Source organism: Devosia lacusdianchii (assembly GCF_022429625.1).
In the GTDB taxonomy this organism is placed as follows: domain Bacteria; phylum Pseudomonadota; class Alphaproteobacteria; order Rhizobiales; family Devosiaceae; genus Devosia; species Devosia lacusdianchii.
Window position 1 is genome coordinate 2,165,815 of record NZ_CP092483.1, and the last position, 24,935, is coordinate 2,190,749.

A 24,935-nucleotide genomic window follows, 5' to 3' on the forward strand; every position below is an offset into this window, starting at 1 on the left:
TGACCCGGTGGGATGTGATGACACGGTTGATAAGGCCAAAAGAATGAAACGCTTCGCCGGCTGGACTCTGGCCTCCCCCGCGACTTTGCTTGTCGTGGTCTTCCTTGTACTGCCGGTGCTCGCGACAATCGTCACGACCTTCACTACGCCAGGCGGTCCATTCTCGACCTACGCAGCGTTCTTCGGCAGCGGCTTCCGTCGCACCGTGCTGTGGCGTACCATCCAGGTGTCGCTGGCAACCACGGTCATTGCCCTTGTGATCGGCTTCCTGACGGCCTACGTGGTGTCGCGTTCGCCCGGCTGGCTCAAATCCATCCTCATCGTCGCTGCGGTTTTCCCGCTACTGACTGGCGTCGTCGTGCGCTCGTTTGCCTGGCTGATCATCTTGGGCAAGAACGGCATCCTCAATACCACTCTGCTCAATCTCGGCGTGATCGGCGAGCCGTTGACGATGCTGTACACCCAGGGCGCGGTCATCATTGCCATGGTCTACCTCTTCGTGCCGTTGATGATCCTCACCCTCGTCGGCGTGCTCGAAGCCATCCCCGATGACCTGATCCAGGCCTCCGCCTCGCTCGGGGCCAAGCCGACCGCCACTTTCATGCAGGTCACCCTGCCCCTGGCAGTTCCCGGCCTGATTGTCGGCGCCGTGCTGGTCTTCACCGGCAGTTTCACCTCCTACGCCACGCCGCAGCTTCTCGGTGGGGAGCAGGTGATGATGATGGGCACGCTCATGTACCAGCAAGCCATGGTCGTCTTCGACTGGGTCGCGGCGTCCACCATCGCTGCGGTCATGGTGGTCATCACCATCGCCATTGTGCTGCTGATGACCCGCGTCGCCCGCCGCCTCAATCCGATGGCCGTGTGATGACCCAGAAAATCCATCCCCTCCTCATCGCCGGCACCGTCCTGGTCTTCATGTTCCTGGTCGGCCCGCTGATCATCGTGCTCGGCGCCGCGCTCAGCGACACCACCTACCTGACCTTCCCGCCGCAGGGCCTGTCGCTGCGCTGGTTCGAGAACATCTTCGCTATCGACGCCTTCCGTCGCACCATCCTGACGAGCCTCCAGATCGCGCTGCTCTCCACCGTGATCGCGCTGATCATCGGGATTCCCGCCGCCTACGCGCTCAACCGTTACCGCATCCAATTGCCGGGCTGGCTCTCGACGCTGTTCGTGCTGCCGGTGCTGGTGCCCGAGCTGGTGCTGGGCTTCTCGCTGCTCAAGAATCTGGCCGTTCAGTTCAACTCACCGATCTATGTCGCACTGCTGTTCGGCCACGCCCTGCTGGTCCTGCCCTATGTGGTGCGGGTGATCAGCGCGTCGCTGGCCTCGTTCGATTTTTCGATCGAGGAGGCGGCCATCAGCCTTGGCTCACCGCCGCTGAAGACCTTCTTCACGATCCTTCTGCCCAACGTCCGCTCCGGCGTGATCGCTGCCTTCATCCTAGCCTTCATCACCTCGATCAACGACGTCTCGATCTCGATTTTCCTTACTGGGCCGGGTCTCTCCACCCTGCCTATCCAACTGCTTGCGCATATGGAGCAGTTCTTCGACCCCACCGTCGCCTCGGTCTCCGTGCTGCTGATGCTGCTGACCGTCGCTGTCATGGCCATCGTCGAGCGCACGCTCGGCCTGACCTTCCTAGCCAAGTAGAGATCGATGACCCAAGCCCTCTCCCTCCAGTCGATCACGGCGCATTACGGCACCACCCAGGTGTTGGAAAACCTGTCCCTCAACGTCGCCGAAGGCGAACTCGTTTCGTTGCTCGGCGCCAGCGGCTGCGGCAAGACCACCACCCTTCGCCTGGTCGCCGGCTTCCTGCAGCCGACTTCGGGCAAGATCAGCCTTGGTGGTCGCGACCTCACCGGTCTGCCGCCGCATCAGCGCGACATCGGCCTTGTCTTCCAGAACTACGCGCTGTTCCCGCACCTGTCTGTCGCCGACAATGTCGGCTTCGGCCTCAAGCAGCGCGGGATTTCGGGCGCCGAGCGCGACAAGCGTGTCAACGCTATGCTCGAACGCGTCGGTCTGGCCCATCTGGCCGACCGTCTGCCCGCCGCCCTCTCCGGCGGCCAGAAGCAGCGCGTCGCCCTGGCCCGGGCCCTGGTGATTGAGCCGCCGCTGCTGATGTTCGACGAGCCCCTATCCAACCTCGACGCCAAGCTGCGCGTCGATATGCGGGTCGAGATCCGCCAACTCCAGCGCGCCAACGGCACCACCTCGGTCTATGTGACGCACGATCAGGAGGAGGCGTTCTCCATCTCTGATCGCGTCGCCATCATGCACCAGGGCCGCATCATGCAGCTCGATACGCCCGAGCGCCTCTATCAGCGCCCGGCCAATGCCTTCGTGGCGCGCTTCGTCGGCTTCGAGAATCTGATTTCGATGAGTGTCATCGCCCGCGATGGTGCCAAGATCACCGCTGAAGCCGCCGGTGGCGTGACGCTCACGCTGTCGCTCGAGCATTTCGGCGAAATCCCCGATCGCTTCGTGCTGGCCTGCCGCGCCGATGGCCTCGCCGTCACCGATAATGCTGGCATGGAAGGCATCCCGGCGACGCTGGGCCTGCGCACCTATCTCGGCCGTGCCTACCAATATCAGGCCGAAACGCCGGCTGGCGCATTGGTCGCGAATGGTCCGCTGACCCGGCCACTGGAGCTTGGCACGTCCGCCAAACTGGTTCCCGTGCCGGAGCAATGCACCATTCTCACGCCAGAATGAGCACCACCCTTCTCACCAATGCCTGGGTGCTGACGCTCGACGAAGCCCTCACCGAGTACAATCCCGGCTGGGTGCAGATCGACGGTAGCACTATCACCGCTCTCGGCTCCGGAGCCCCGCCCTCAGTCCCCGGCGCCGAGATCATCGACTGCGGCGGCGATGTCGTCATGCCCGGCATGGTCAATGCGCACTGCCACATGGGCATGTCCGTCTTCCGCGGCCTCGCCGAAGACGTCGATGACCGACTCTACCGCTATATCCTTCCGCTCGAACGCAAGTTCGTCACGGCAGACATGGTGCGTGTCGGCACCACCCTCTCTGCGCTCGAACTGATCCAGGGCGGCGTCACCACCGTCGCTGACATGTATTACTTCGAAACCGAAGTCGCCAAAGTCTGCGACCAGGCCGGCCTCCGCGCCATCGTTGGCCAGACCCTGGCTGATTTCGACCCACCCGACCACCGCAATTTCGATGAGGGCTTTGCCCGCGTTGAGGAACTGACGGACGCTTACGCCGACCACCCCCTGGTCACCCCGTCCATCGCCCCGCACGCACCCTACTCCACCGGCCGTGCCGTAATGGAGCGCATCGCCCAGTGGTCGGCTGACCATCCCCTCGTCCCAGTGCAAATGCATCTGGCGGAAAGCACGCTGGAGGTTGAATGGGCCCGCAAAACCCATAACCAGAGCACCGTCGCCGTCACCCGCGATGCCGGACTGCTCAAGCCAAACCTCATCTGCGCGCATTGCCTGCAGCTCGATGACGCCGATATCACCATGATGTCGGAAGCGCAGGTCTGTGTCGCCACCAATCCGCGGTCAAACGGCAAAGCCGGTCGCGGCATCGCCCCCGTCGAAAAACTGCGTCATGCTGGCCTGCCGGTGGGGATCGGCAGCGACGGCGCCATGAGCGGCAATACACTCGATCTGTTCAGCCAGTTCGCCCCGGTGTCGATGTTCGCCAAACTGCTCGGCGGCTCGCGCAAACCGCTGCCGGCCCGCGAAGTCGTGCAAATGGCAACCATCGAAGGGGCACGCGCCCTGAGTCTCAATCTCAAGGTCGGCTCCCTTGAGCCCGGCAAGCAGGCCGACCTGATCCGCGTCAGCCTGGCCGCGCCGCGCCTCCATCCAATCTACGACATCTATTCGGCGCTCGTCTTTGCCGCCATGCCGTCGGACGTAACCCACTCCATGGTCGCCGGACGTTGGCTGATGCGGGACCGGCAAATGCAAACACTCGATCCCATCAAGGCGACCCGGGACGCACTCCAAATCGCGGCGACGTTCAAGGCTGAGATGCGCCAGATTGACCGGAACAGCACCCAAGCTTAGCTACCCTTGAACCTCATCTCGGTTATCCCAAAGCCTCAAATGTCTGACAAAGCCATCGTGAAGGTCGCCAATATCATGCTCGCTCCGTTCACATGAACAGACAGGTAATCATCGATACCGATCCGGGGCTGGACGATGCCGTGGCGATCCTTTTCGCCCTGGGCTCCGGCCGGTTTGATATTCTCGGCCTGACGACTGTGGCCGGCAATATCGGGCTGGAGCGGAGCACACGCAACGCCGGCGGCTTGCTCGCCCTGGCGGGACGCGGCGATATTCCCGTCATCGCCGGCGCCGCCGAGGCCATGCTGCGGACCAATATCGACGCGCTGGTCGTCCACGGCAGCGATGGCCTGCGCGGCGTCACCCTTCCCGATCCGGTCTCGCCGGCCAAGGACGACGCCGTCACCTGGCTCGCCGACACCTTGCGCAGTGCCCCGATCGGCTCGATCGACCTATTGGCGCTGGGACCACTGACCAACATCGGCAAGCTGATCAATGACCACCCCGACGCGGCGGCGCGAATCGGGCGTCTCATCGCCATGGGGGGCGCCATCAACGAGCCGGGCAATGCCGGCCCGGCGTCCGAATTCAATTTCGCCAGCGATCCCGAGGCCACCGCGATCGTTTTCCGTGCCGCCCTCAAGACCACGATCATCCCGCTGGACGTAACGAGGCGGTTACGGGCGGACGTTGCTTACGTTGACGGACTGCGCGGGACGCTATTGGGCGACACGGCGGCCGACCTGCTCATCGCCTACATGACGGACGGCAAGGTGAGCCGCCCGCTGCATGACCCATGCGTCATGCTGCTCGCCCTGGCGCCGGACCTGTTCGACATCGAGATGCACCGCCTGTCAGTGGACCTGCGCGATGGTCCCGACGCGGGCACCCTGACTAAGCGTGAAGCCGGCCAGCCCGTGGCCATCGCCATGCGGGTACAAGCCCAACGCGCGCTCGACCTTTTGGCCAGCGGCTTCCGCTAGCGCAGCTGCTGCTCGACCAGCGCTGTCCAGTAGCGCGCGCCGGTGACAATAGCCGCGTCATTGAAGTCGTAGCGGGAGTTGTGGTGCAGCGCGCCATCCACGGCCGGCCCATTGCCAAGCCAGACATAGCATCCCGGCACCCGCGAACTGAATTCGGCAAAGTCATCGCCTGCCGTCGAGGGCGGGAAATCGGTGATCACCGACCGACCGGTCACGCTATGCGCCGCTGCCAATGCGGCCGCGGTGGCGGTGGCGTCGTTTATGACAGGCGAAATACGGCGGCTGAAGGCATAGCTGTTGGTTATCCCGAATGTCGTCCCAACGCCCTCTGCCAATGCTCCGATCTCGGCTTCGAGCTGGTCGCGCACCGCAGATGAATAGGCCCGGGCCGTTCCGCCAATCCGAACGTCGTCCGGAATGACATTGAGCGCCCGAAAGTCACCCCCGGAAATCGCACAAGCGCTGACGACAGCGGGCTGCAGCGGATCGACCCGGCGCGCGACGATCGTGTGAACCGCCGTCAGAAAGTGCGCGGCCGCCGTCATCGAATCCCGTCCAAGATGTGGCTTGGCGCCATGAGTGCCGACCCCGTAGAAGATCACCTCCCAACTATCCGATGACGCGAGTTGCGGACCCGCGACCACGGCCATCTCATCGGTGGCAAGGCCGGGCATGTTGTGGAGGCCATAGACAGCGTCCACCGGAAAGCGGTCGAAAAATCCGTCGCCGACCATGGCTTTCGCCCCGCCCCGTCCCTCTTCCGCTGGCTGGAAAACGAAATGCACCGTCCCGGAAAAGTCCCGTGTTCGCGCCAGGTGGCGCGCTGCTGCCAACAGCATCACCGTATGTCCATCGTGACCGCAGGCATGCATCGTGTTCGGTATGGTCGACTTGTAGGCGGCATCGCCCTGCTCGGGCATGGCCAGCGCATCCATATCCGCCCGCAATGCGATCGCGCGCGCGCCATCCCCTACACGCAGGCTGCCCACCACCCCAGTTTTGCCCACGCCTCGCGTGACTGCAATACCGGCCTCTTCGAGTTGGCGGACGACAATGTCGCTGGTGCGAAATTCCTCGAAGCCCAGTTCTGGATGTGCATGCAGATCGCGGCGCAATGCAATCATCGCTTCCAGCTCGAACGGGTCGTTGTCTCCATGGGGCATCGGTTGCTAAGCTCTTGAAAATCCACGTTGCGGCAACATCCATCATTTGCCGCCCACCAGCAAGGAAGCAGTACCCTTTGTCTTTCGAGCCGCATCAATTCTGGCAAAGCTTCGCTGCCCCCGGCACCTATGAGATCACCCCGGACGCCGGCTATCGGGACGGCTTGCCAGTCAGCTTGCGTGACGGCTCGCAGCTGCTGCTGCCGATCAGGGTCCTCCCCGGCGATGGCAATTCAGCCGTTGCGTCGCTAATCATCAATCAGGCCAGCTTTGCGGTCGAGGATGGGCTATCCCAAGCGCTGGCTGACCTGCTCTCCCCCTACAACCCCGCGGTGATCATCGGCGTGCCGACCCTGGGCTTGCCCTTGGCCAACAATGTGGCCCGACGGCTTGGTCATGGACGCATGGTGGCGTTGGGAACCTCGCGCAAGTTCTGGTATCGCGACGACCTGTCGGCGCCGCTGTCATCCATCACCAGTCCAACCCACCAGAAGACGATATTCCTCGACCCCCGCTCGCTGCCATTGCTGACCGGCCGGCGCGTCGCCGTCATCGATGATGTGATCAGTTCGGGTACCTCGATGGTCGCAGTGCTTGGTCTGCTCGCTCAGGCGGACATCGAGCCGGTCGCTGTCGGCGCGGCCATGTTGCAGGGAACGCGCTGGCACCAGCCGCTTGCCGGCTGGCGGGATCGCATCCTCGCACCACTGAGCTCGCCGCGTTTGCGAAAGATGGAGAATGGTGCCTGGGCGCCTAACGATTGAGAATTTCGCCGGTCTGCACGTCAATCCGCATTCCGTCGAAAGCCGGGGTCACATTGCCAGGCGTCTCCGCCTCGGTGCGCACATAGTCGAGATCGATATGCATGTTGGTGAGCACCGCCTGCTTCGGCGAGAAGCGCTCGATCCAGTTCAGCGTCTCCGGAAGGCTCAGGTGGCTTGGATGCGGCGTCGGTCGCAAGGCGTCGATAATCCAGAGGTCCAGACCAGAGATCGCCGGGTATGACGCCTCGGGGAACCCCGACAGATCGCAGGAATAGGCAACATTGCCGACCCGGAAGCCAAGCGAGCGGATATTGCCGTGCTCCTGGTCAAACACAGTAACGGTCAACAGACCGCCGGGGCCGTCGACCTCGAGCACGTCGCCCGCAACAATCTCGTGGGCGTTGAGTATCGGCGGATAGTCGCTACCCTTGGGCGCCTCGAAGCAATAGCGAAAAGCCTCCCGGACGCGGTGCCCGGTCTCGGCCGAGAAATAGACATCCACCCGCCTGCGATTATGCAGCGCCAGGACGCGCAAATCGTCGATGCCATGCGTATGGTCCGCATGCTCATGCGTGTAGAGCACTGCGTCGACGCGATCGACTTCCGCAGCAAGCATTTGCTCGCGCAGGTCGCAGCCAGTATCGATGACGATGCGCGTCGGGCCTTCGCTACCGTCGCTCCAGCCCTCGATCAGCAGCGAACACCGCAGGCGGCGGTTGCGTGGCTCGCTGGGGTCACAATTGCCCCAGACATTGCCAATGCGCGGCACGCCGCCCGACGAACCGCAGCCCAATATGGTCGCAACGATCCGCTGGGCCGCAGGCATGGTTCAAGCCAACCCCGTTTTCGAGAACAGCCTCGCGAAGTTCGCCGTAGTCTCCTGCCCAAGCTGCTCAAGGCTGAGGCCGCGCAGTTCGGCAACCTTCTCGGCCGTATAGCGGACGAAACTGGGTTCATTGGACTGGCCGCGATGCGGGATGGGCGCAAGATAGGGCGCATCGGTTTCGACCAGATAGCGATCGCCCGGAACAAACTTGGCAACATCCTGTATTTCCTGGGCATTTTTGAAAGTGACAATGCCTGAGAACGAGATGTAGCCGCCCAAGTCGAGCGCCGTGCGCGCCAAGCTTTCGCCGGCGGTGAAGCAGTGCAGAACAAACGGGAAGCTGCCCTGGCCGCTCTCCTCCACCAGGATCGCAGCCATGTCGTCGTCGCATTTGCGGCTGTGGATAACCAGGGGAAGACCGGTGATCCGCGATGCGGCGATGTGGCGGCGCAGACCCGTCGCCTGCGCCTCGCGCGGAGCGTTGTCGTAGAAATAGTCGAGGCCAGCTTCGCCGATGGCAACGCAGCGTGGATGGGCCGAAAGCCGGACCAGGTCGTCGGTCTGGATGTGCAATTCCTGGTCGGCATGGTGCGGATGCGTGCCAACCGAGCACCAGACGTTCGTAAAACGTTCCGCGATGGCGGCGTATGTGGAAAACTTCTCCACATGTGTGGATATCGTCACCATGCCGGTCACGCCAACCGCCGCTGCGCGCGCCATGACACCATCGATGTCGTTGGCAAGCGCCTCGAAATCGAGGTGGCAGTGGCTGTCGATCAGCATGGCTATTCGGCCTTGCGTTCGAGGCGGGCGAAGACGCCTTGCGGCACCGGAAGCTCGGTGCCTGCTGCCAGCATGCCTGGGGCTTTGCTGTCAGCAAGCTGGCGGTTTTCTTGCGGAACCGCGAGCTGGTCGAGCAATCGAGCCGCCGACGCGGGCACGAAAGCCAGCATGGGAATGGTCAGGCGACGAACCGTATCGGCCGTAACGTAGAGTACGGTCGCCATGCGGTCCGGATCGGTCTTCTTCAGCGCCCAGGGTTCCTGAGCGGCAAAGTAGTTGTTAGCCGAGCTCAGCGCCGCGATGAGCGCGCCGGTCGCTTCATGGACGAGCTGCTCGTCCATGGCCCTTTGCGCGGCATCGATGGCCTCACCCACCTCGGCAATGATCGCCTGATCGGCTTCGGTCAGCGGGCCGGGCTGCGGCACCTTACCGTCGCAGTTCTTGTTGATCATCGACAGCGAGCGCTGCGCCAGATTGCCGAGATTGTTGGCGAGATCAGCGTTGACGCGCAGCACCAGCTTGTCGTTGCTGTAATCGCCGTCCTGCCCGAACGAAACCTCGCGCAGGAAGAAGTAGCGTACGGCATCGACGCCGAACTCATCGACCAGCTCAAACGGATCGATGACATTGCCGAGCGACTTGCTCATCTTCTGGCCGTCGACCGTCAGGAAGCCATGCGCGAACACGCGATGCTGCACCTCGATGCCGGCGCTCATCAGGAAGGCAGGCCAGTAGACGGTGTGAAAGCGGATGATGTCCTTGCCGATGACATGCAGGTCAGCCGGCCAGAACTTGCGGAACAGCTCGCTTGCTTCATCCGGAAAGCCGACGCCGGTGATGTAATTGGTGAGCGCGTCGACCCACACATACATGACGTGGCCGGGCGCGCCGGGAACCCGAATGCCCCAATCGAACGTGGTGCGCGAGATCGAGAGATCCTGCAGGCCGCCCTTCACGAACGAGATGATCTCGTTGCGGCGTTCCTTGGGGGCGATGAAGTCGGGATTGGACTCGTAGAGATCGAGCAGCTTCTGCTGATAGGCGGACAAACGGAAGAAGTAGGTCGGCTCTTCGACCCAGCTCACCTCGGCGCCTGACGGCGCAAACTTCTTGCCGTCCTTATCCGTCAGCTCGTCTTCATCGAAATAGGCCTCGTCGCGGACGGAGTACCAGCCCTTGTAGGTCGACTGGAAGATGTCGCCATTGTTGCTGGCGGCCATCTTCTTCCAGATCGCCTGGCTGGCCTCATGGTGGCGCTGCTCGGTCGTCCGGATGAAGTCGTCGTTGGAAATGTTGAGCGCATCCGCCAGGCGACGAAACTCGGCCGAGTTCTTGTCGGCCAGTTCGCGCGGGGTCACGCCTTGCGCGGCGGCCGTCTGCACCATCTTGATGCCGTGCTCGTCGGTGCCGGTCAGGAAGTACACTTCCTTGCCTTCAAGCCGCTTGAACCGGGCGATAGCGTCGGTCGCGATCATCTCATAGGCGTGCCCGATATGAGGCGCGCCATTGGGATAGGAGATCGCGGTCGTCACGTAGAAGGGCTTGTCGGTCATTGGAACTCGGCAGGAGCTGGGGCGGTCGTCGAAACATGCTTCCTGATCGCGTCGAAAATGGCGACGAGGGTCTGTTTCATGTCCAGATTGATGTCGTCAGCCTCCGCGAAGAGGGCGTGTGCCTTGTCCCATAGCTCGTTGGCGGAGGCAAGGCGCATCCGATTGCCCCCCTGCATGGCGGCATTGCGGGCCTCGTCGGCCATCCAGTCGTCCAGCATTTCGCGCGCGAACGACAACTCGGTGCTCTGCGTATTGGCGCCCAGCACCTCCGCCAGTTGCAGCGCCGCCGCTGTCGAATGCTGTGCAGGATTGGACAGCCAGGCCTGCAGGGCGCCCAGTGCGGACTCGGGCTCCAGCGCCAGCGTCTCGAACGCGCGCCGTGGTCGTCCGCCAGCGAGCGCCACCGCCCGGTCCAGATCCGCATCAGTCAGCGCCGCGTCGTGTTCGGCCAGAACCGCGCGCACCAGTCCAGCCTCGATCGGCCGCAAGGCCAGGTTATGGCAACGCGACTTGATGGTTGGCAATAACTGTCCCGGCCGATGCGAAATCAACAGGAATGTGGTGTCGGCGGGCGGCTCTTCGAGCGTCTTCAGCAGCGCATTGGCGGCCGAGGGATTGGCGTCGTCGATGCTGTCGATGACGGCAACACGGTGGCCGGCGCGTCCCCTGGTGTGATGCAAGGAATCGCGCACGTCGCGCACATCTTCAACGCGAATGACCGTGTAATAGCCCTTGCCGTCCTTCGGCCGCCGACGCAGCACGAACAGGTTGGGATGCGACAGCGCACCGACCTGTTCCCCGACGCGGTGGCCGTCCTCGTCGCCGGTCGCGGTGAGGATGGCCGCAGCAATCTCGAAGGCGAAGGTTGCCTTGCCGATCCCTTGCGGACCATGCAGCAGGATCGCACCGGGCAAGCGCCGTTCCGCGACCTGACTCAAAATTGCGGCACGCGCCGCATCGTGCCCTCGCGCCCTCTGCCGGCGTTCCGGCAGCGCCACGTCCTCCAATGCGTCGGGATCGCTCACGCCTGTGAACCGCGCAGCAGCTCGGGAAAGCGCTGGCTCACCGCGCCCCAAATGGCGGCTTCAAGTGCGTCCTCGGACTGCGCCGCAGAAATGACCACGCAGCGATCCGGGTTTTCCTTGGCAATGGCCAGAAAGCCGTCCCGCAGCCGCTTGTGCCAGTCTATCTCTTCCTTCTCGAAGCGGTCGCCGGTCAAAGCCAGCCCATCCTCGACGGCGCGGGCCTCCACGCGCTTGAACGCGGCTTCGGGGTCCATATCGAGCACGATGGTCAGGTCGGGCGTATGCCCATCAAGCGCCAGTGTTTCGAGCGCAGAGATCAGCTTGTCGTCGACACCGCCCGTCAGGCCCTGATAGGCGCGGGTCGAATCGTGAAAGCGGTCGGATAGCACCCAGACGCCATTGCGCAGATTTGGCGCGATGAGCTGATTGACGTGGTCGAGCCGCGCAGCGGCGAAAAGCACCGCTTCCGCCCCTGCCCCCCAGCTTTCGGAGCGCCCTTGCAGGATAAACGATCGGATAGCCTCGGCCCGCGGCGTGCCGCCCGGCTCGCGCGTGCGCACCGCCTCGATGGCGTGCCGCTGCAGGTTTTGCAGCAGCCGTTTCACCTGCGTAGACTTGCCGACGCCTTCACCACCCTCAAAGGTTATGAAGCGGGCACGATTGGCTTTGGAAGTCGGTGCTTGCTGCAACATGTCTTCCGGCTCACTTGTTCCGATCGAACGACGCCCACCGGTCGTCACCCTCGGGCTTGACCCGAGGGCTATGCACTTGAGAAGCGCTCGTCAAGTAAAGAGCCCTCGGGTCAAGCCCTGACGTGACGGCCGGTGGGAAAAAGCAGCGACGGCGAGGTAAGCAACCCACTCGCCATTCGGGCATAGCCTTCATGGCCTTTTCGCCTCAAATCGCTCCACTGCAGCGATTTGCCCTACGGGACGGCTCAAAGCCAGCCAAGAGCGAGCTGCTTCAGCGCGTCGGTAGCCTTGCGGACGATATCGCCTTCCTCCACCGTTTCGGCGGCAAAAAGCGGTGCGACCTGCACCAGTTGTTCATCGCAGAATACCCGGAGCTCTGCGACCTCGTCGCCCTGTGTCACCGGCGGCAACAGTGGCCCGGTATAGACGACCTGCGCATTGAGGCACTTGCGCGACCCTCTGGGCAGGTAGAGCGCAACCTCGCCATCACCGACCAGGCCAACGCTGCCGCTGACCCCGCCATAGACGTTGGCATAGGCAACAACCGCACCATCCGGATAGGCCGCCACTCGCTCGAACGCGCGGGCGCCCCACGTAATGAGTTTGCGCCCCTCTTCTGTGCGCTCAGCCATGGAGGTAAGGCCATGGATTACCGCCACAAGACGTCGCCCGCCCTCATCCGTGGAAATCACCGACCCATAGCCAGCCGCCTCGGTATGCCCGGTCTTGAGGCCATCGACGCCGATGCCCAGTTCAACCAGCGAATTGCGGTTCGGCTGCTTGATGCCGTTCCACTCCATCTCGGGCTCTGAGAAGTAGTGATAGTATTCGGGGAACTCGCTGATGAGGTAGCGCGCCAGGTCGGCCAGGTCGCGGGCGGTCACAAACATGTCCGGGTCCGGCAGGCCCGTTGGGTTGGTGAAATGAGAATCGGTCAGCCCGAGCTCTTCGGCCAACTCGTTCATCATTGCCGCAAAGCTGCCCTCAGACCCCGCAATACCCTCGGCGAGCACGATGGCCGCGTCGTTGCCGGACTGGATGATGACGGACCGGATCAGGTCCTCGACCTTGATCTTGGAGTTGAGCTCGGCAAACATCGTCGAGCCGCCCGATGATGCCCCGCCGGTGCGCCAGGCGTGTTCCGACACGAAGAACTCATCGGTCATCTTGACGCGTTCGCCGCGAATTTCGTTGAAGACCACGGCGATGGTCATCAGCTTGGCCATGCTGGCCGGCTCCATCGGCAGGTCGGCGTCCTTCTGGAAGATCACCGTGCCGGAGTCTTCGTCCATCAGAATGGCGAACTTGGCTTTCGTGTCGAATTCGGCCTGCGCAAATGCCGGTGAAGCAAGGGCTACAACAATCGCAGCGATCGACCAGAACCTTTTCACAATCTTGCCTTTGGCGTTGTTTGTGTTCGCCTATGCGTCAGCCAAATCCCGTGAAACTCTAATAAACAACTATGTCGTTCAAACCAAGTTCACGCGCCATATCCAGTGCATCAACTCTTGAAACACCGGCCTTGAGATGCGTCAGGGTCAGCCGCGTCGCGGCGCGGCCATTGACAGTCACCTGCTCCTCGTCGACCGCACCCAGAAGGGCGAACTGCTCGGCGAGCGCGATGGCATTGGCCTGATCGCTGAAAATGCCGAGGCCAAGCTTGATGTCGCGCGCGTCGATATCGACCGACTGTACCCAATCATCGAGATCGTTGGTGCGGGTCGCCATGGCATTGACGGCGGCGTGCGCCGTGCCGATGGCGATATCCTGCTCCTCAGGCGTCGTATCGGCATAGGAGAACAGGCCGCCAAAGAAATTGCCCGCCATATCGGCCAGGCTATTGGTGTTGTCATTGTAGGCGTAGCGCGTGTTGCTGCCGCCGCCGAAATCGGCCGGACCGGAATAGCTGGCCACCAGCATGCGCGTGTCGTCGCCTTCGAGCGGCGCCGGGCCCACATACTCGGCCTTGATCTGGGTGCTGCCGGCGTTGACGTAGCCGAGCATTTCGGCAGCGCGGTGCGACAGGTCCATGATGCGGCCCGGCATGTAAGGACCGCGATCATTGACGCGCACGATGACCGAGCGGCCATTTTCCTGATTGGTCACGCGGACATAGGACGGCAGTGGCAACGTCGGATGCGCGCCGGTGATGGCGTTGGCCGAGAAGATTTCACCATTGGCCGTGCGGCGGCCATGGAAGTCCGAGCCGTACCAGGAGGCTTCGCCCGTGGCGGCATAATCAGGCTGTTCGGCCGGCGTATAGACCCGACCGCGCACCGTGTAGGGCTTGCCCACCTGATAACGACCGCCGCCCTTGGGCGGATTGGGATTGGTGGTCACGCGCGGCGATACGCCGACACCATACTCGGAGGAGGAGAAGGCGGCGCGTTTGACGGTTGCGCCAAGGCCGCCGCCAGCGCAGGCAGCGATCATCGGCGCGATCAGCGCGGCCAGGGCCAAAGAACGAACGGCGTGGCGCCACGTGGGGGTCAAGGGACTTGAACTCATACGCAATACAGGATCCGCGGGCACAATAACGCACTCAGCCCGGCTCATCGCGCATGGAACGCCATTCTGGTTTAGGTGAGGTTAAGGGCAACAGACTGTTAGCATTGAGCGCCGCATTTGCAGCGAATAAGAGGAATAGAGTACTGCGATCGGGCATAGCCCTTATGGCCTTCCCGCCTAAAATCACTCCACTGGAGTGATTTTGCCTTCGGCCGGCGAGAAGCTTGCGCATTTGCTGATATAAAGATATCTTTATGTGATCGGTTTTCCCGATCGCATTCTGATCGAACAGGCAGGACGGCGATGAGCCCCACTGAGAATCAAGCCCAACAGACGCCCCATATCCCCGACTGGAACGAAGTCCGTTCCGCATTGGCCCAGGCAGCGAGTGAGCGCATCCTGATCCTCGACGGCGCCATGGGCACCATGATCCAGCGGCTCAAGCTCGGCGAGGAGAACTTCCGGGGCGAGCGCTTCAAGGATTGGAAGCTGCCGCTGCAGGGCAATAACGACCTGCTGGTGCTGACCGAGCCCAAGCGGATCGAGGACATTCATTACGAGTACTACATGGCCGGCGCCGATATCGCCGAGACCAACACGTTCTCGGCCACCTCGGTGGCGCAGGCCGATTATGCCTGCGAAAGCGCGGTCTACGACATCAACTATCAGGGCGTGGTCGTGGCGCGGCGCGCAGCGCTGCGCGCTGAGGCCACGGACGGCCGTCGCCGCTATGTCGCCGGCGCGCTTGGACCCACGAACAAGACGTCGTCCATGTCAACCGACGTCAACAGCCCTGGCCACCGCGCCATCACCTTCGACGAACTGGTCATCGCTTATGGCGAGGCCATCCGCGGGCTGGTGGATGCCGGCGCCGACCTGCTGCTATTCGAGACCATCACCGACACGCTCAACACCAAGGCTGGCATCTTCGCGGCCCAGCGTCTGTTTGAGGAACGCGGCATCGACGTGCCGATCATGATCTCGGGCACGATCACCGATCTTTCCGGCCGCACGCTGTCCGGCCAGACGCCGACGGCGTTCTGGTATTCCGTGCGCCATGCCAATCCGCTGACCATCGGGCTGAACTGCGCCCTGGGCGCCGACCTGATGCGCGACCACATCGCCGAGCTCTCAGGCGTGGCGGATACCTTCATCTGCGCCTACCCCAATGCCGGCCTGCCCAACGAATTCGGCGGCTATGACGAGACGCCGGAATCGATGGCGTCGCAGTTGGAAACCTTCGCCAGCGAAGGCCTGCTCAACATCGTCGGCGGCTGCTGCGGCTCGACGCCCGACCATATCCGCGCCATCGCCGAGGTCGCGGCCAAGTATCCGCCGCGCGTGGTTCCCGAGGTCGAGCGTCTGCTGCGCCTTTCCGGCCTCGAAGGCTTCACGCTAACGCCGGAAATCCCGTTCGTGAACGTGGGCGAGCGGACCAACGTCACCGGCTCGGCCCGTTTCCGCAAGCTGATCACGGCGGGCGACTATACCGCCGCGCTCGATGTGGCCCGCGACCAGGTGGCCAATGGCGCCCAGGTCATCGACATCAACATGGACGAGGGGCTGATCGACAGTAAGCAGGTGATGATCGATTACCTCAACCTGCTGGCCGCCGAACCCGACATCGCCAAAGTGCCGCTGATGATCGACAGTTCCAAGTGGGAGGTGATCGAGGCGGGCCTGAAGTGCGTTCAGGGCAAGGCGTTGGTCAACTCGATTTCGATGAAGGAGGGCGAAGAAGCCTTCCTGCATCACGCCCGTCTCGTGCGCGCCTATGGCGCCGCCGTTGTCGTGATGGCCTTTGACGAGCAGGGCCAGGCCGATACGCTGGAGCGCAAGGTCGAGATCTGCACGCGCGCCTACAAGCTCCTCACCGAAAAGGTTGGCTTCCCGCCGGAAGACATTGTTTTTGATCCCAATGTCTTCGCCGTTGCCACCGGCATCGAAGAGCATAACGGCTATGGCGTGGCCTTCATCGAGGCGACCAAGCAGATCACCGACACCCTGCCCCATGTCCACATTTCGGGCGGCATCTCGAACCTCAGCTTCTCGTTCCGCGGCAACGAGCCGGTGCGCGAGGCGATGCACGCCGTGTTCCTCTACTACGCCATCCAGAACGGCATGGACATGGGCATCGTCAATGCCGGCCAGCTTGCGGTCTACGAGTCCATCGATCCGGAACTGCGCGACGCCTGCGAGGACGTGATCCTCAACCGCCGGCCAGACGCCACCGACCGGCTGCTCGAACTGGCGGAACGCTATCGCGGTACGGCCGGCAAGGAAGTCGCCGGTAAGGATTTGAGCTGGCGCGAAAAGTCGGTCGAAGACCGCATCGCCCACGCGCTGGTCAACGGCATCACTGAGTATATCGACGCCGATACCGATGAGGCCCGCCTCAAGTCGGCGCGACCGCTGCATGTGATCGAAGGCCCGCTGATGGCCGGCATGAGCATCGTTGGCGACCTGTTCGGCTCGGGCAAGATGTTCCTGCCACAGGTGGTGAAATCGGCCCGCGTGATGAAGCAGGCCGTGGCCCTGCTGCTGCCTTATATGGAAGCCGAGAAGAATGCTGATGGCAACGCCGCAGGCCGCCAGAGCGCTGGCAAGGTGCTGATGGCCACGGTCAAGGGCGATGTGCACGATATTGGCAAGAACATCGTCGGCGTCGTGCTGAGTTGCAACAATTACGAGATCATCGATCTCGGGGTGATGGTGCCGACCGCCAAGATCCTGGAAACGGCCAAGCGCGAGAAAGTCGACATTATCGGCCTTTCCGGGCTGATCACGCCGTCGCTGGACGAGATGGTGCATGTGGCAGCCGAAATGGAGCGCGAAGGCTTCGACATCCCGCTGCTGATCGGCGGCGCCACCACCAGCCGCGTGCACACAGCGGTCAAGATCCACCCGCGCTACGAGCGCGGCCAGACTGTCTATGTCAACGACGCCAGCCGCGCCGTAGGTGTGGTCGGCAACTTGCTGTCTGCTGACACCAAGGTCAGCTTCATCGAGGACATCCGCGCCGAATATGCCAAAGCTGCGGCGGCGCATCTGCGCGCCGAGGACGAAAAGCAGCGCATTCCGCTGGCCAAGGCCCGTGCCAATGCCTTCAAGGCGGACTGGGAGGGCTACACCCCGCCCAAGCCGTCCTTCCTTGGCACCAAGGTGTTCGAGGACTTCGACCTGGCGGAACTGGCCGAGTTCATCGACTGGACGCCATTCTTCCAGACCTGGGAGCTCAAGGGCCGCTATCCGGCTATCCTCGAGGACGAGCGCCAGGGCGAGGCTGCGCGGCAGCTCTTTGCCGACGCCAAGCGCATGCTCGCCCAGATCATCGACGAAACGTGGTTCAAGCCGCGCGCCGTGGTGGGCTTCTGGCCGGCCAATGCCGTGGGCGACGACATCCGGCTCTACACTAACGAAGGTCGTGCCGAGGAACTGGCGACGCTGTTCACACTTCGCCAGCAGCTCACCAAACGCGACGGCAAGCCCAACATGGCGCTGAGCGATTTTGTTGCACCATCAGACAGCGGCAAGCCCGACTATATGGGCGGTTTCGTCGTCACCGCGGGTATCGAGGAAGTGGCGATCGCCGAGCGGTTCGAGAAGCAGAATGACGACTACTCATCCATTCTGGTGAAAGCCTTGGCCGACCGCTTCGCCGAGGCCATGGCGGAGTTTATGCACCTGCGCGTCCGCAAGGAGTTCTGGGGCTACGCCGCCGATGAGAACCTGAGCAACGACGAGCTGTTGCAGGAAACCTATCGCGGCATTCGCCCGGCTCCCGGCTACCCCGCGCAACCGGACCATACCGAGAAAACGACGCTGTTCCGCCTGCTCGACGCCGAAAAGAACGCCGGCGTAACGCTGACCGAGAGCTACGCCATGTGGCCGGGGTCATCGGTTTCGGGCATCTACTTCTCGCATCCGGACGCCTATTATTTCGGCGTGGCCAAGGTCGAGCGCGACCAGGTGATTGATTACGCCCAACGCAAGGGCATGAGCGTGGAGGCGGTCGAGCGCTGGCTCGGCCCGATCCTCAACTACATTCCCGGCCCAGCTATCGTGGCGGCGGAGTGAGATCATGGGCCGCGTGGAACCCATCCCGGTGACGGTGGTGACGGAGCCCGGGCGGCTGTTGGCGCTGGACGCCGACACCGCCCTGCTTCGCCTGCCGGCCAATTCCGGACACGGCCACGAAGACGGCGCCCAGTGCATTGCCTGCGCCATGCGCACGGATGTGCGGGCGCTGCTTTACGACATGCTGGAAGGCGCCAAGCTGGGCCTGCGCCCGAGCTTCAAGAAGGTCGTGGTGGACGCGAGCGCGGTGCCGGATAAGGCCCAGGTGATCGCAGCGTTGACGGGCAAGCTACCGGCGCAGGCGTTGCGGGATCACACCGTGGCGCGGCTGTTTTATCTGGCTGGGGCGGCTTAGCCGGCCCCCCACGATCCCGGTGTCATCCCGGTGCAGGCCGGAATGACACCGAGCATGTAAATAGTGGTGACCCTACCCCTCGAACCGCACCAGTGGCGTATCCGTGCGCAGATATAGCGGGTGCTTGGGCGAGCCATCGCCATTGGTGCCGAAGCACCACATCTCGATACAGTCGGACCGTAGTGCCTCAACGAGGGCCTTGCCGGCAGGCGCCAGCGCCTTGTTGAGCTTGCCGTGGCACACCACCACCAGAGATGCCGCTTTGGCGGCCCGGCGGATCGTGGGCAGATTCTCGCTGGAAACAGCCGCTACGCCCGGCGCCAGCAGCATTTTTGGATCGGTCGCGCGATAATCGCCGACATTGGCTTTGACCATGGCCGAGAAACCCTCACGATTTGCAAAGGTCCATTCGCGGGCGCAGGTGGGGTCGTTGACTGTCGCGTCGGCGGTCGACGGGTTCATGCCGATAAACATAATGTAGCGATCGGGAAAGGTGTCCCCGGTCCAGCGCCGCATGAGCTGGCGGTAGCGCCCGTCGGCGCTGAACGTGGCGTCGCCCTTGACGCCCGGCATCAGCGCCAGGCGCACCTTACCGCCCGGATCGTGGCTGGCTGCACTCACGCCGTCAGATCGCTGGGTGGGACCAGGCCATTGATGAGCGAGGCCGTAGTGACGGTATTGGCGAGGAGACAGGCAATGGTCATCGGGCCAACACCACCTGGCACCGGCGTAATCGCCCCGGCGACGTCCTTGGCCGAGGCAAAGTGCACGTCACCCAGCAGGCGCGTCTTGCCCTCGCCACGCTCCGGCGCATCGATGCGGTTGATGCCGACATCGATCACCGTTGCGCCCGGCTTGATCCAATCGCCCTTGATCATTTCAGGGCGGCCGACAGCGGCAATGACGATATCGGCCTGCCGGACCATGCCGGCCAGATCGCGCGTGCGCGAATGCGCCATGGTCACGGTGCAATTCTCGCGCAGCAGAAGCTGCGCCATCGGCTTGCCAACGAGATTGGAACGGCCGACCACCACCGCGTGCAGGCCCGACAGGTCGCCCAGCGTATCGCGCAGCAGCATCAGGCACCCCAAGGGCGTGCACGAGACCGGCCCCGACAGGCCGATCGCCAGCTTGCCGACGCTCGCCGGCGTGAAGCAATCCACGTCCTTGTCAGGCGAGATGGTCTCGATGATCTTCAGCGGATCGATCTGCTTCGGCACCGGCAACTGCACCAGGATGCCGTGGATCGCCGGATCGGCATTGAGCTTTTCGACCAGCGCCAGCACCTCGGTCTCACTGGCCGTTTCCGGCAACTCGTACTTTTCCGAGTGCATGCCGAGTTCCACGGTCTGCTTGGCCTTTTGCGCCACGTAGACCTGGCTGCCCGGATCATGCCCGACGATCACCACGGCCAGCCCCGGCGTAATGCCATGCTCGGTTTTGAGGCGCGCCACATGGCCGGCAATACGGCCCCGCAGACCCTCGGCAAAGCTCTTGCCGTCAATGATCTTAGCCGTCATGGGACCTCCATCTGGAATGTGATGATCGCGTGTGCCTGCCGCGCGCCGCAGCAATAGAAAACCCCGCCGTGTTCGTCTATCGTTTTGACGCCGCCTGCGGCTGATCGCACAATAGAAAGGGCCGCAGCGACATCTCTGCCACTGCGGCCCTGGGAATGCCGGCCTACCGCGCTGTTGAGGGCTTGGGGGACAAGCGGCCGGCGCAGCACTCCTCGCTCACCGGTTTGCATGGGTCGCTTGCCGTGCCAGTGAACTTGGCTATCAAGATGGTATCGAATTGCGGCAATAAAAGAGGCCATCACCACGATGTGAAATTGGCCCGTGGAGGACCGCACAGTTGAAGCACCGTCGAGAAGCTGTCATTTGAAAAGGCTAGACCGCTGCCGGATATGCAGCGCGATTCCGCACACGGCTGGCTCAATCCGGAGCCAGCGATCTGAAAGAGCAACATGACCACGATCAGCCCGCCCCGCCTCGACAAACGATCCTTTACCGATCCAGAGGAAGCGTGGGCGTATCTGGCCGAGCTCTATCATCGCAATACCGGCTTCATTCGCGGACACCTCGCCGATCTGGCCAAGGGCATCATTCCTGAGGGGCGGGTGCGGGCCTGCTACCCACAGATCGAAGTGCGCTCCACCAGCTACAGCCGGCACGAGAGCACCCTGCCCTATGGTTTCTTGCACACCCCGGGGCTCTATCGCACGACGGTGACTGCGCCGGACCTGTTCAAGGGGTATTTCCAGGAGCAATTCACCGTCATTCTGCGCAATCATGGCGGCACGATCGACATCACCGAGTCCGATACGCCGATCCCGCTGCATTTCGCGGTCAATCCGAGTGAGCGGATCGACGGCGAGGCGCTGAATGCCCTGAACATCCCGCTGCGCGACATGTTCGACGCGCCGGACCTGGGCAATACCGACGACGAAATCGCCAACGGCACCTTCGTTCCGCCCAAGGGTGGGCCCTACCCGCTATCGGCCTTCACCGCGCCGCGCGTGGATTACTCGCTGTTCCGGCTCAGCCACTATACCGGCACCGACGCGGGGCATTTCCAGAATTTCGTGATCTTCACCAACTACGCCTTCTACATCGACGAGTTCTGCCGCGTGGCCAAGGAGTACATGCGCTCGGGCCATGCGCATTACGATAGCTTCATCGAGCCGGGCAACGTGGTGACCGACAACATGCTCAAGGGCGGCAATGTCGCCGGCACGGCGCCGGTGCGTGCGCCGCAAATGCCAGCCTATCACCTGACGGCCGATCGCGGCCGCGGCATCACCATGGTCAATATCGGCGTCGGCCCATCCAACGCCAAAACCATCACCGACCACATCGCCGTGCTGCGCCCGCATGCCTGGATCATGCTTGGCCATTGCGCCGGCCTGCGCAACTCCCAGGAACTGGGCGACTATGTGCTGGCCCATGCCTATGTGCGCGAGGACCACGTGCTCGACGCCGACCTGCCGCTGACCGTGCCGGTGCCGGCTTTGGCCGAAGTGCAGGTGGCGTTGGAGCAGGCGGTGGAGGAGATCACCCAGACCGAGGGCATCGAGACCAAGAAGATCATGCGCACCGGCACGGTGGCAACCTTCGATAACCGCAATTGGGAATTGCGCGACCAGGCCGAAATCACCCAGCGGTTGAGCCAGTCGCGCGCGGTGGCGCTGGACATGGAAAGCGCCACGATTGCAGCGAACGGTTTCCGGTTCAGGGTGCCGTATGGCACCCTGCTCTGCGTCTCGGACAAGCCGCTGCATGGCGAGTTGAAGCTCCCCGGCATGGCCTCGGACTTCTACCGCACGCAGGTCAACCGGCATTTGCAGATCGGTCTGCGGGCGATGGAGATTCTGCGCGATCAACCGGCGGAGCGGCTGCACTCGCGGAAGCTGCGCAGTTTTGCCGAGACGGCGTTCCAGTAAGCAAATCCCGCCTCCCGCGCGATGTCATCCCGGCGAAGGCCGGGATCCATGCGGCGGAGCCTTCCACCAGCACTTGCGCCTGTGGCGGTATTCGGACTTGGATTCCGGCCTTCGCCGGAATGACACCGCGCTTGGACAACAAAAAGCCCGGTGTCACCACCGGGCTTTTTTTGCATTGATGCAACCCGCTTAGCGGCCCTTGACCACCGAGTAGCCGGCATATTTGGCCGACGTGCCGAGCTGCTCTTCGATGCGGATGAGCTGATTGTACTTGGCCAGGCGATCCGAGCGGCTCAGCGAGCCGGTCTTGATCTGACCGCAGTTCAGCGCCACGGCGAGGTCGGCAATGGTGGAATCTTCCGTTTCGCCCGAGCGGTGCGACATCACCGAGGTGTAGCCGGCGCGGTGGGCGGTATCGACGGCATTCAGCGTCTCGGAGAGCGAGCCGATCTGGTTGACCTTGACCAGGATCGAGTTGGCAACGCCCATCTTGATGCCGGAAACGAGACGCTGGGTATTGGTGACGAACAGGTCGTCGCCCACCAGCTGCACCTTCTTGCCGATGGCGTCGGTCAGGGCCTTCCAGCCATCCCAGTCGTCCTCGGCCATGCCGTCTTCGATCGAGATGATCGGATAGCGATTGGCGAGGTCTTCGAGGAAGCGCACGTTGTCGTCTGAAGACAGCGACTTGCCCTCGCCTTCCATGGCGTATTTGCCGCCCTTGTAGTACTCGGTCGCGGCGCAATCGAGACCGAGGAAAATGTCCTCGCCCGGGCGGTAACCGGCCTTCTCGATCGAACGCATGATGAAGCCCAGCGCGTCATCGGCGGACTTGAGGTTCGGCGCGAAACCGCCTTCGTCGCCGACGGCCGTGTTGTGGCCCTCGGCGGCCAGACCCTTCTTGAGGGTGTGGAAGATTTCCGAACCGATGCGCACTGCGTCCGCCAGGCTTTCAGCGCCGGCCGGCAGGATCATGAATTCCTGCATGTCGATTGGGTTGTCGGCATGCTGGCCGCCATTGATGATGTTCATCATCGGCACCGGCAGAATGTGGGCATTTGGGCCGCCGATATAGCGGTAGAACGGCAATTCGCTCGATTCCGCGGCGGCCTTGGCGACGGCCAGCGACACGCCCAGAATGGCGTTAGCGCCCAGGCGGCCCTTGTTCGGCGTACCATCGAGGTCGATCATGGCCTGATCGACGCCGAGCTGGTCAAGCGCGTCCATGCCCTGGATCTCGTCGAAGATGGCGGTGTTGACGTTCTCGATGGCCTGGGTCACGCCCTTGCCCGAATACTTCTTGCCGCCGTCGCGCAACTCGACGGCTTCGTGCGCGCCGGTGGACGCGCCCGAGGGAACGGCCGCGCGGCCGAAGCTGCCATCGTCCAGCACCACATCGACTTCGACCGTGGGGTTGCCGCGGCTGTCATAGATCTGACGGCCCGTGACGTGGATGATTGAAGACATCGGATAGCCCTTCCCAGCTGGGGTTCTGTCGTTTTATGGGCCTCTCCTAGACGCGCCTTGTGACAAGGAAAAGAGGGCACCTCAAAAAAATGACAGTTTGACCCGCCCACCGGCCGGATTGGGCTTGCTGGCAGCTCGTATTATCGTTCATACAGGGCCAGTTCTGGAGGAATCTATGCCAAAGCCGTTGATCAAGCAGGTTGCCCACACCTGCATTTTTGCCCACGACCTCGACAAGACCGAGACCTTCTACCGCGACGTGCTTGGTATACCCACCGCGTTCAACTTCCAACGCGGCGGCGACCGGATCGGCTATTATCTCGATTTCGGGGCACGCACCTTTGTCGAGGTCTTCCGCAAGGCCGAGTCCAGCTTCGCCGAGACCAACCAGATCAATCACATCTGCCTCGAAACCGAGAATCTCGATGAGCTGATCGCCCATGTGCGGGGCCATGGCGTCACCATTACCGACAAGAAGCTCGGCGCTGACGGTACCTGGCAGGCTTGGACCAACGACCCCAATGGCGTGAAACTCGAAATCTTCGAATACACGAAGGACAGCCTGCAATTCGGCCCGCATGGCGGCGTCTGCGAGGTCAACTGGTAACGATCAGCGCGGACAACGGCCCCAGACTTCGATCTCGGCCGCATTGCGATTCACCCAGAGGTCGGGGCCCGGACGCCAGACTTCGACACCCTGCTCGGCGACTGCCTTGAAGTCGTCGAGCAGTTCCTTTTGCTGCGCCGGCTCGGCTTCGGTCAGGCCAGAGATCGCCAGCAGGTAGTCTTCATCCACTATAGTGGAAAAAACGCGGGTTGCCGGATCGGTAGAGACCATTTCGAACGTGCCTTGGTCTTCACCCGTGGGCGATACTTGTTCGATCCGGAACCGATCGACCCCCAAGGCCTGGTAGGTCACCAGATTCTCCCACTCGTCGCTGCATAGCCGCTCGATGGCACGCTCGAGCGTCGCCCTCGTGTCGTCGCCATCCCTGCCCCAGTTTCGCACCGTATTCGCCAGCGTGAACCAGCGGCCATCGATGTCCTGAAGCAATTCGGCAGCCGTCGAAGGGCCGCCAAGATCATCCAGATCGCCGGCATTGACGATAGGGGCGACGGCGTCGATCTGCTGAGCAAGGCTTTCATCGGCCTGGGCCACGGACGTGAGCAGCAGTGCTGATAGGATAGTTGGAAGGATCGTACGATTCATGGCGAGCAACCTCAATTGGGCGGCTCATA

General features: G+C 62.8%; 22 protein-coding genes. 10 read left to right on the forward strand and 12 right to left on the reverse strand.

Features of this window, described 5'->3' with window-relative positions:
- Positions 1–43 precede the first annotated feature (43 nt).
- From MF606_RS10560 to MF606_RS10580, 5 genes are all read left to right on the forward strand, one after another.
- Positions 44–868, forward strand: a complete 825-nt coding sequence (locus MF606_RS10560; protein ID WP_240233757.1) for an ABC transporter permease — start codon at positions 44–46, stop codon at positions 866–868.
- Positions 865–1,656: an ABC transporter permease gene (locus MF606_RS10565; protein ID WP_420842254.1), complete on the forward strand. Its 792-nt coding sequence runs from the start codon at positions 865–867 to the stop codon at positions 1,654–1,656. Before MF606_RS10560 ends, MF606_RS10565 begins: the two co-directional genes overlap by 4 nt.
- A gap of 6 nt (positions 1,657–1,662) precedes the next feature.
- Complete coding sequence (locus tag MF606_RS10570) at positions 1,663–2,724, forward strand: ABC transporter ATP-binding protein (protein ID WP_240233759.1); 1,062 nt, start codon at positions 1,663–1,665, stop codon at positions 2,722–2,724.
- On the forward strand, positions 2,721–4,055 hold the full coding sequence (locus MF606_RS10575; RefSeq protein WP_240233760.1) for an amidohydrolase family protein: 1,335 nt from the start codon (positions 2,721–2,723) through the stop codon (positions 4,053–4,055). Before MF606_RS10570 ends, MF606_RS10575 begins: the two co-directional genes overlap by 4 nt.
- Positions 4,056–4,147: 92 nt before the next feature.
- Positions 4,148–5,038 (forward strand): nucleoside hydrolase, encoded by an 891-nt coding sequence (locus MF606_RS10580; protein ID WP_240233761.1) that lies wholly within the window; start codon positions 4,148–4,150, stop codon positions 5,036–5,038.
- Here the strand turns inward: MF606_RS10580 and MF606_RS10585 are convergent.
- Positions 5,035–6,201, reverse strand: coding sequence for a M20 aminoacylase family protein (locus MF606_RS10585; RefSeq protein ID WP_240233762.1), 1,167 nt, complete (start codon positions 6,199–6,201; stop codon positions 5,035–5,037). The two genes, MF606_RS10580 and MF606_RS10585, sit on opposite strands and share 4 nt — an antisense overlap.
- Positions 6,202–6,278: 77 nt before the next feature.
- On the opposite strand from MF606_RS10585, the gene MF606_RS10590 reads away from it, so the two are divergent.
- A complete protein-coding gene (locus tag MF606_RS10590) occupies positions 6,279–6,965 on the forward strand; it encodes a phosphoribosyltransferase (protein WP_240233763.1) in 687 nt (228 codons plus the stop codon).
- On the opposite strand, the gene MF606_RS10595 is transcribed toward MF606_RS10590, so the two are convergent.
- From MF606_RS10595 to MF606_RS10625, 7 genes are all read right to left on the reverse strand, one after another.
- Positions 6,955–7,791: an MBL fold metallo-hydrolase gene (locus MF606_RS10595; RefSeq protein ID WP_240233764.1), complete on the reverse strand. Its 837-nt coding sequence runs from the start codon at positions 7,789–7,791 to the stop codon at positions 6,955–6,957. The two genes, MF606_RS10590 and MF606_RS10595, sit on opposite strands and share 11 nt — an antisense overlap.
- Before the next feature lie 3 nt (positions 7,792–7,794).
- On the reverse strand, positions 7,795–8,574 hold the full coding sequence (locus MF606_RS10600; protein WP_240233765.1) for a TatD family hydrolase: 780 nt from the start codon (positions 8,572–8,574) through the stop codon (positions 7,795–7,797).
- 2 nt (positions 8,575–8,576) lie between these two features.
- On the reverse strand, positions 8,577–10,127 hold the full coding sequence (gene metG, locus MF606_RS10605) for a methionine--tRNA ligase (RefSeq protein WP_240233766.1): 1,551 nt from the start codon (positions 10,125–10,127) through the stop codon (positions 8,577–8,579).
- Positions 10,124–11,152 (reverse strand): AAA family ATPase, encoded by a 1,029-nt coding sequence (locus MF606_RS10610; RefSeq protein ID WP_240233767.1) that lies wholly within the window; start codon positions 11,150–11,152, stop codon positions 10,124–10,126. Before MF606_RS10610 ends, metG begins: the two co-directional genes overlap by 4 nt.
- Positions 11,149–11,844: a dTMP kinase gene (gene tmk, locus MF606_RS10615; protein ID WP_240233768.1), complete on the reverse strand. Its 696-nt coding sequence runs from the start codon at positions 11,842–11,844 to the stop codon at positions 11,149–11,151. Before tmk ends, MF606_RS10610 begins: the two co-directional genes overlap by 4 nt.
- Before the next feature lie 245 nt (positions 11,845–12,089).
- Positions 12,090–13,235 (reverse strand): D-alanyl-D-alanine carboxypeptidase family protein, encoded by a 1,146-nt coding sequence (locus MF606_RS10620; RefSeq protein WP_240229217.1) that lies wholly within the window; start codon positions 13,233–13,235, stop codon positions 12,090–12,092.
- A 58-nt stretch (positions 13,236–13,293) separates the two neighbouring features.
- Positions 13,294–14,337 (reverse strand): septal ring lytic transglycosylase RlpA family protein, encoded by a 1,044-nt coding sequence (locus MF606_RS10625; RefSeq protein WP_240229218.1) that lies wholly within the window; start codon positions 14,335–14,337, stop codon positions 13,294–13,296.
- Between the two features lie 318 nt (positions 14,338–14,655).
- Between MF606_RS10625 and metH the strand changes: the two genes are divergently transcribed.
- Together metH and MF606_RS10635 are read left to right on the forward strand one after the other, a co-directional pair.
- The gene (metH, locus tag MF606_RS10630; RefSeq protein ID WP_240229219.1) at positions 14,656–18,429 is read left to right on the forward strand and encodes a methionine synthase; all 3,774 of its coding nucleotides are present in this window, start codon (positions 14,656–14,658) and stop codon (positions 18,427–18,429) included.
- Positions 18,430–18,433: 4 nt separating this feature from the next.
- Positions 18,434–18,784: a hypothetical protein gene (locus tag MF606_RS10635; RefSeq protein WP_240229220.1), complete on the forward strand. Its 351-nt coding sequence runs from the start codon at positions 18,434–18,436 to the stop codon at positions 18,782–18,784.
- Positions 18,785–18,856: 72 nt separating this feature from the next.
- On the opposite strand, the gene MF606_RS10640 is transcribed toward MF606_RS10635, so the two are convergent.
- Entirely contained in the window at positions 18,857–19,405 is a 549-nt protein-coding gene (locus MF606_RS10640) for a DUF1643 domain-containing protein (protein WP_240229221.1), read from the reverse strand.
- Positions 19,402–20,304: a bifunctional methylenetetrahydrofolate dehydrogenase/methenyltetrahydrofolate cyclohydrolase gene (locus tag MF606_RS10645; protein WP_240229222.1), complete on the reverse strand. Its 903-nt coding sequence runs from the start codon at positions 20,302–20,304 to the stop codon at positions 19,402–19,404. The genes MF606_RS10640 and MF606_RS10645 overlap by 4 nt, the downstream gene beginning before the upstream one ends.
- 449 nt (positions 20,305–20,753) lie before the next feature.
- Between MF606_RS10645 and MF606_RS10650 the strand changes: the two genes are divergently transcribed.
- On the forward strand, positions 20,754–22,229 hold the full coding sequence (locus MF606_RS10650; protein WP_240229223.1) for an AMP nucleosidase: 1,476 nt from the start codon (positions 20,754–20,756) through the stop codon (positions 22,227–22,229).
- A 189-nt stretch (positions 22,230–22,418) separates the two neighbouring features.
- Here MF606_RS10650 and eno read toward each other — a convergent pair whose 3' ends face one another.
- A complete protein-coding gene (gene eno, locus MF606_RS10655) occupies positions 22,419–23,696 on the reverse strand; it encodes a phosphopyruvate hydratase (RefSeq protein ID WP_240229224.1) in 1,278 nt (425 codons plus the stop codon).
- 175 nt (positions 23,697–23,871) lie between these two features.
- Here eno and MF606_RS10660 point away from each other — a divergent pair, with 175 nt between their 5' ends.
- Positions 23,872–24,303, forward strand: coding sequence for a VOC family protein (locus MF606_RS10660; RefSeq protein ID WP_240229225.1), 432 nt, complete (start codon positions 23,872–23,874; stop codon positions 24,301–24,303).
- A gap of 3 nt (positions 24,304–24,306) precedes the next feature.
- On the opposite strand, the gene MF606_RS10665 is transcribed toward MF606_RS10660, so the two are convergent.
- Entirely contained in the window at positions 24,307–24,906 is a 600-nt protein-coding gene (locus tag MF606_RS10665; RefSeq protein WP_240229226.1) for a hypothetical protein, read from the reverse strand.
- Between the last annotated feature and the right edge of the window lie 29 nt (positions 24,907–24,935).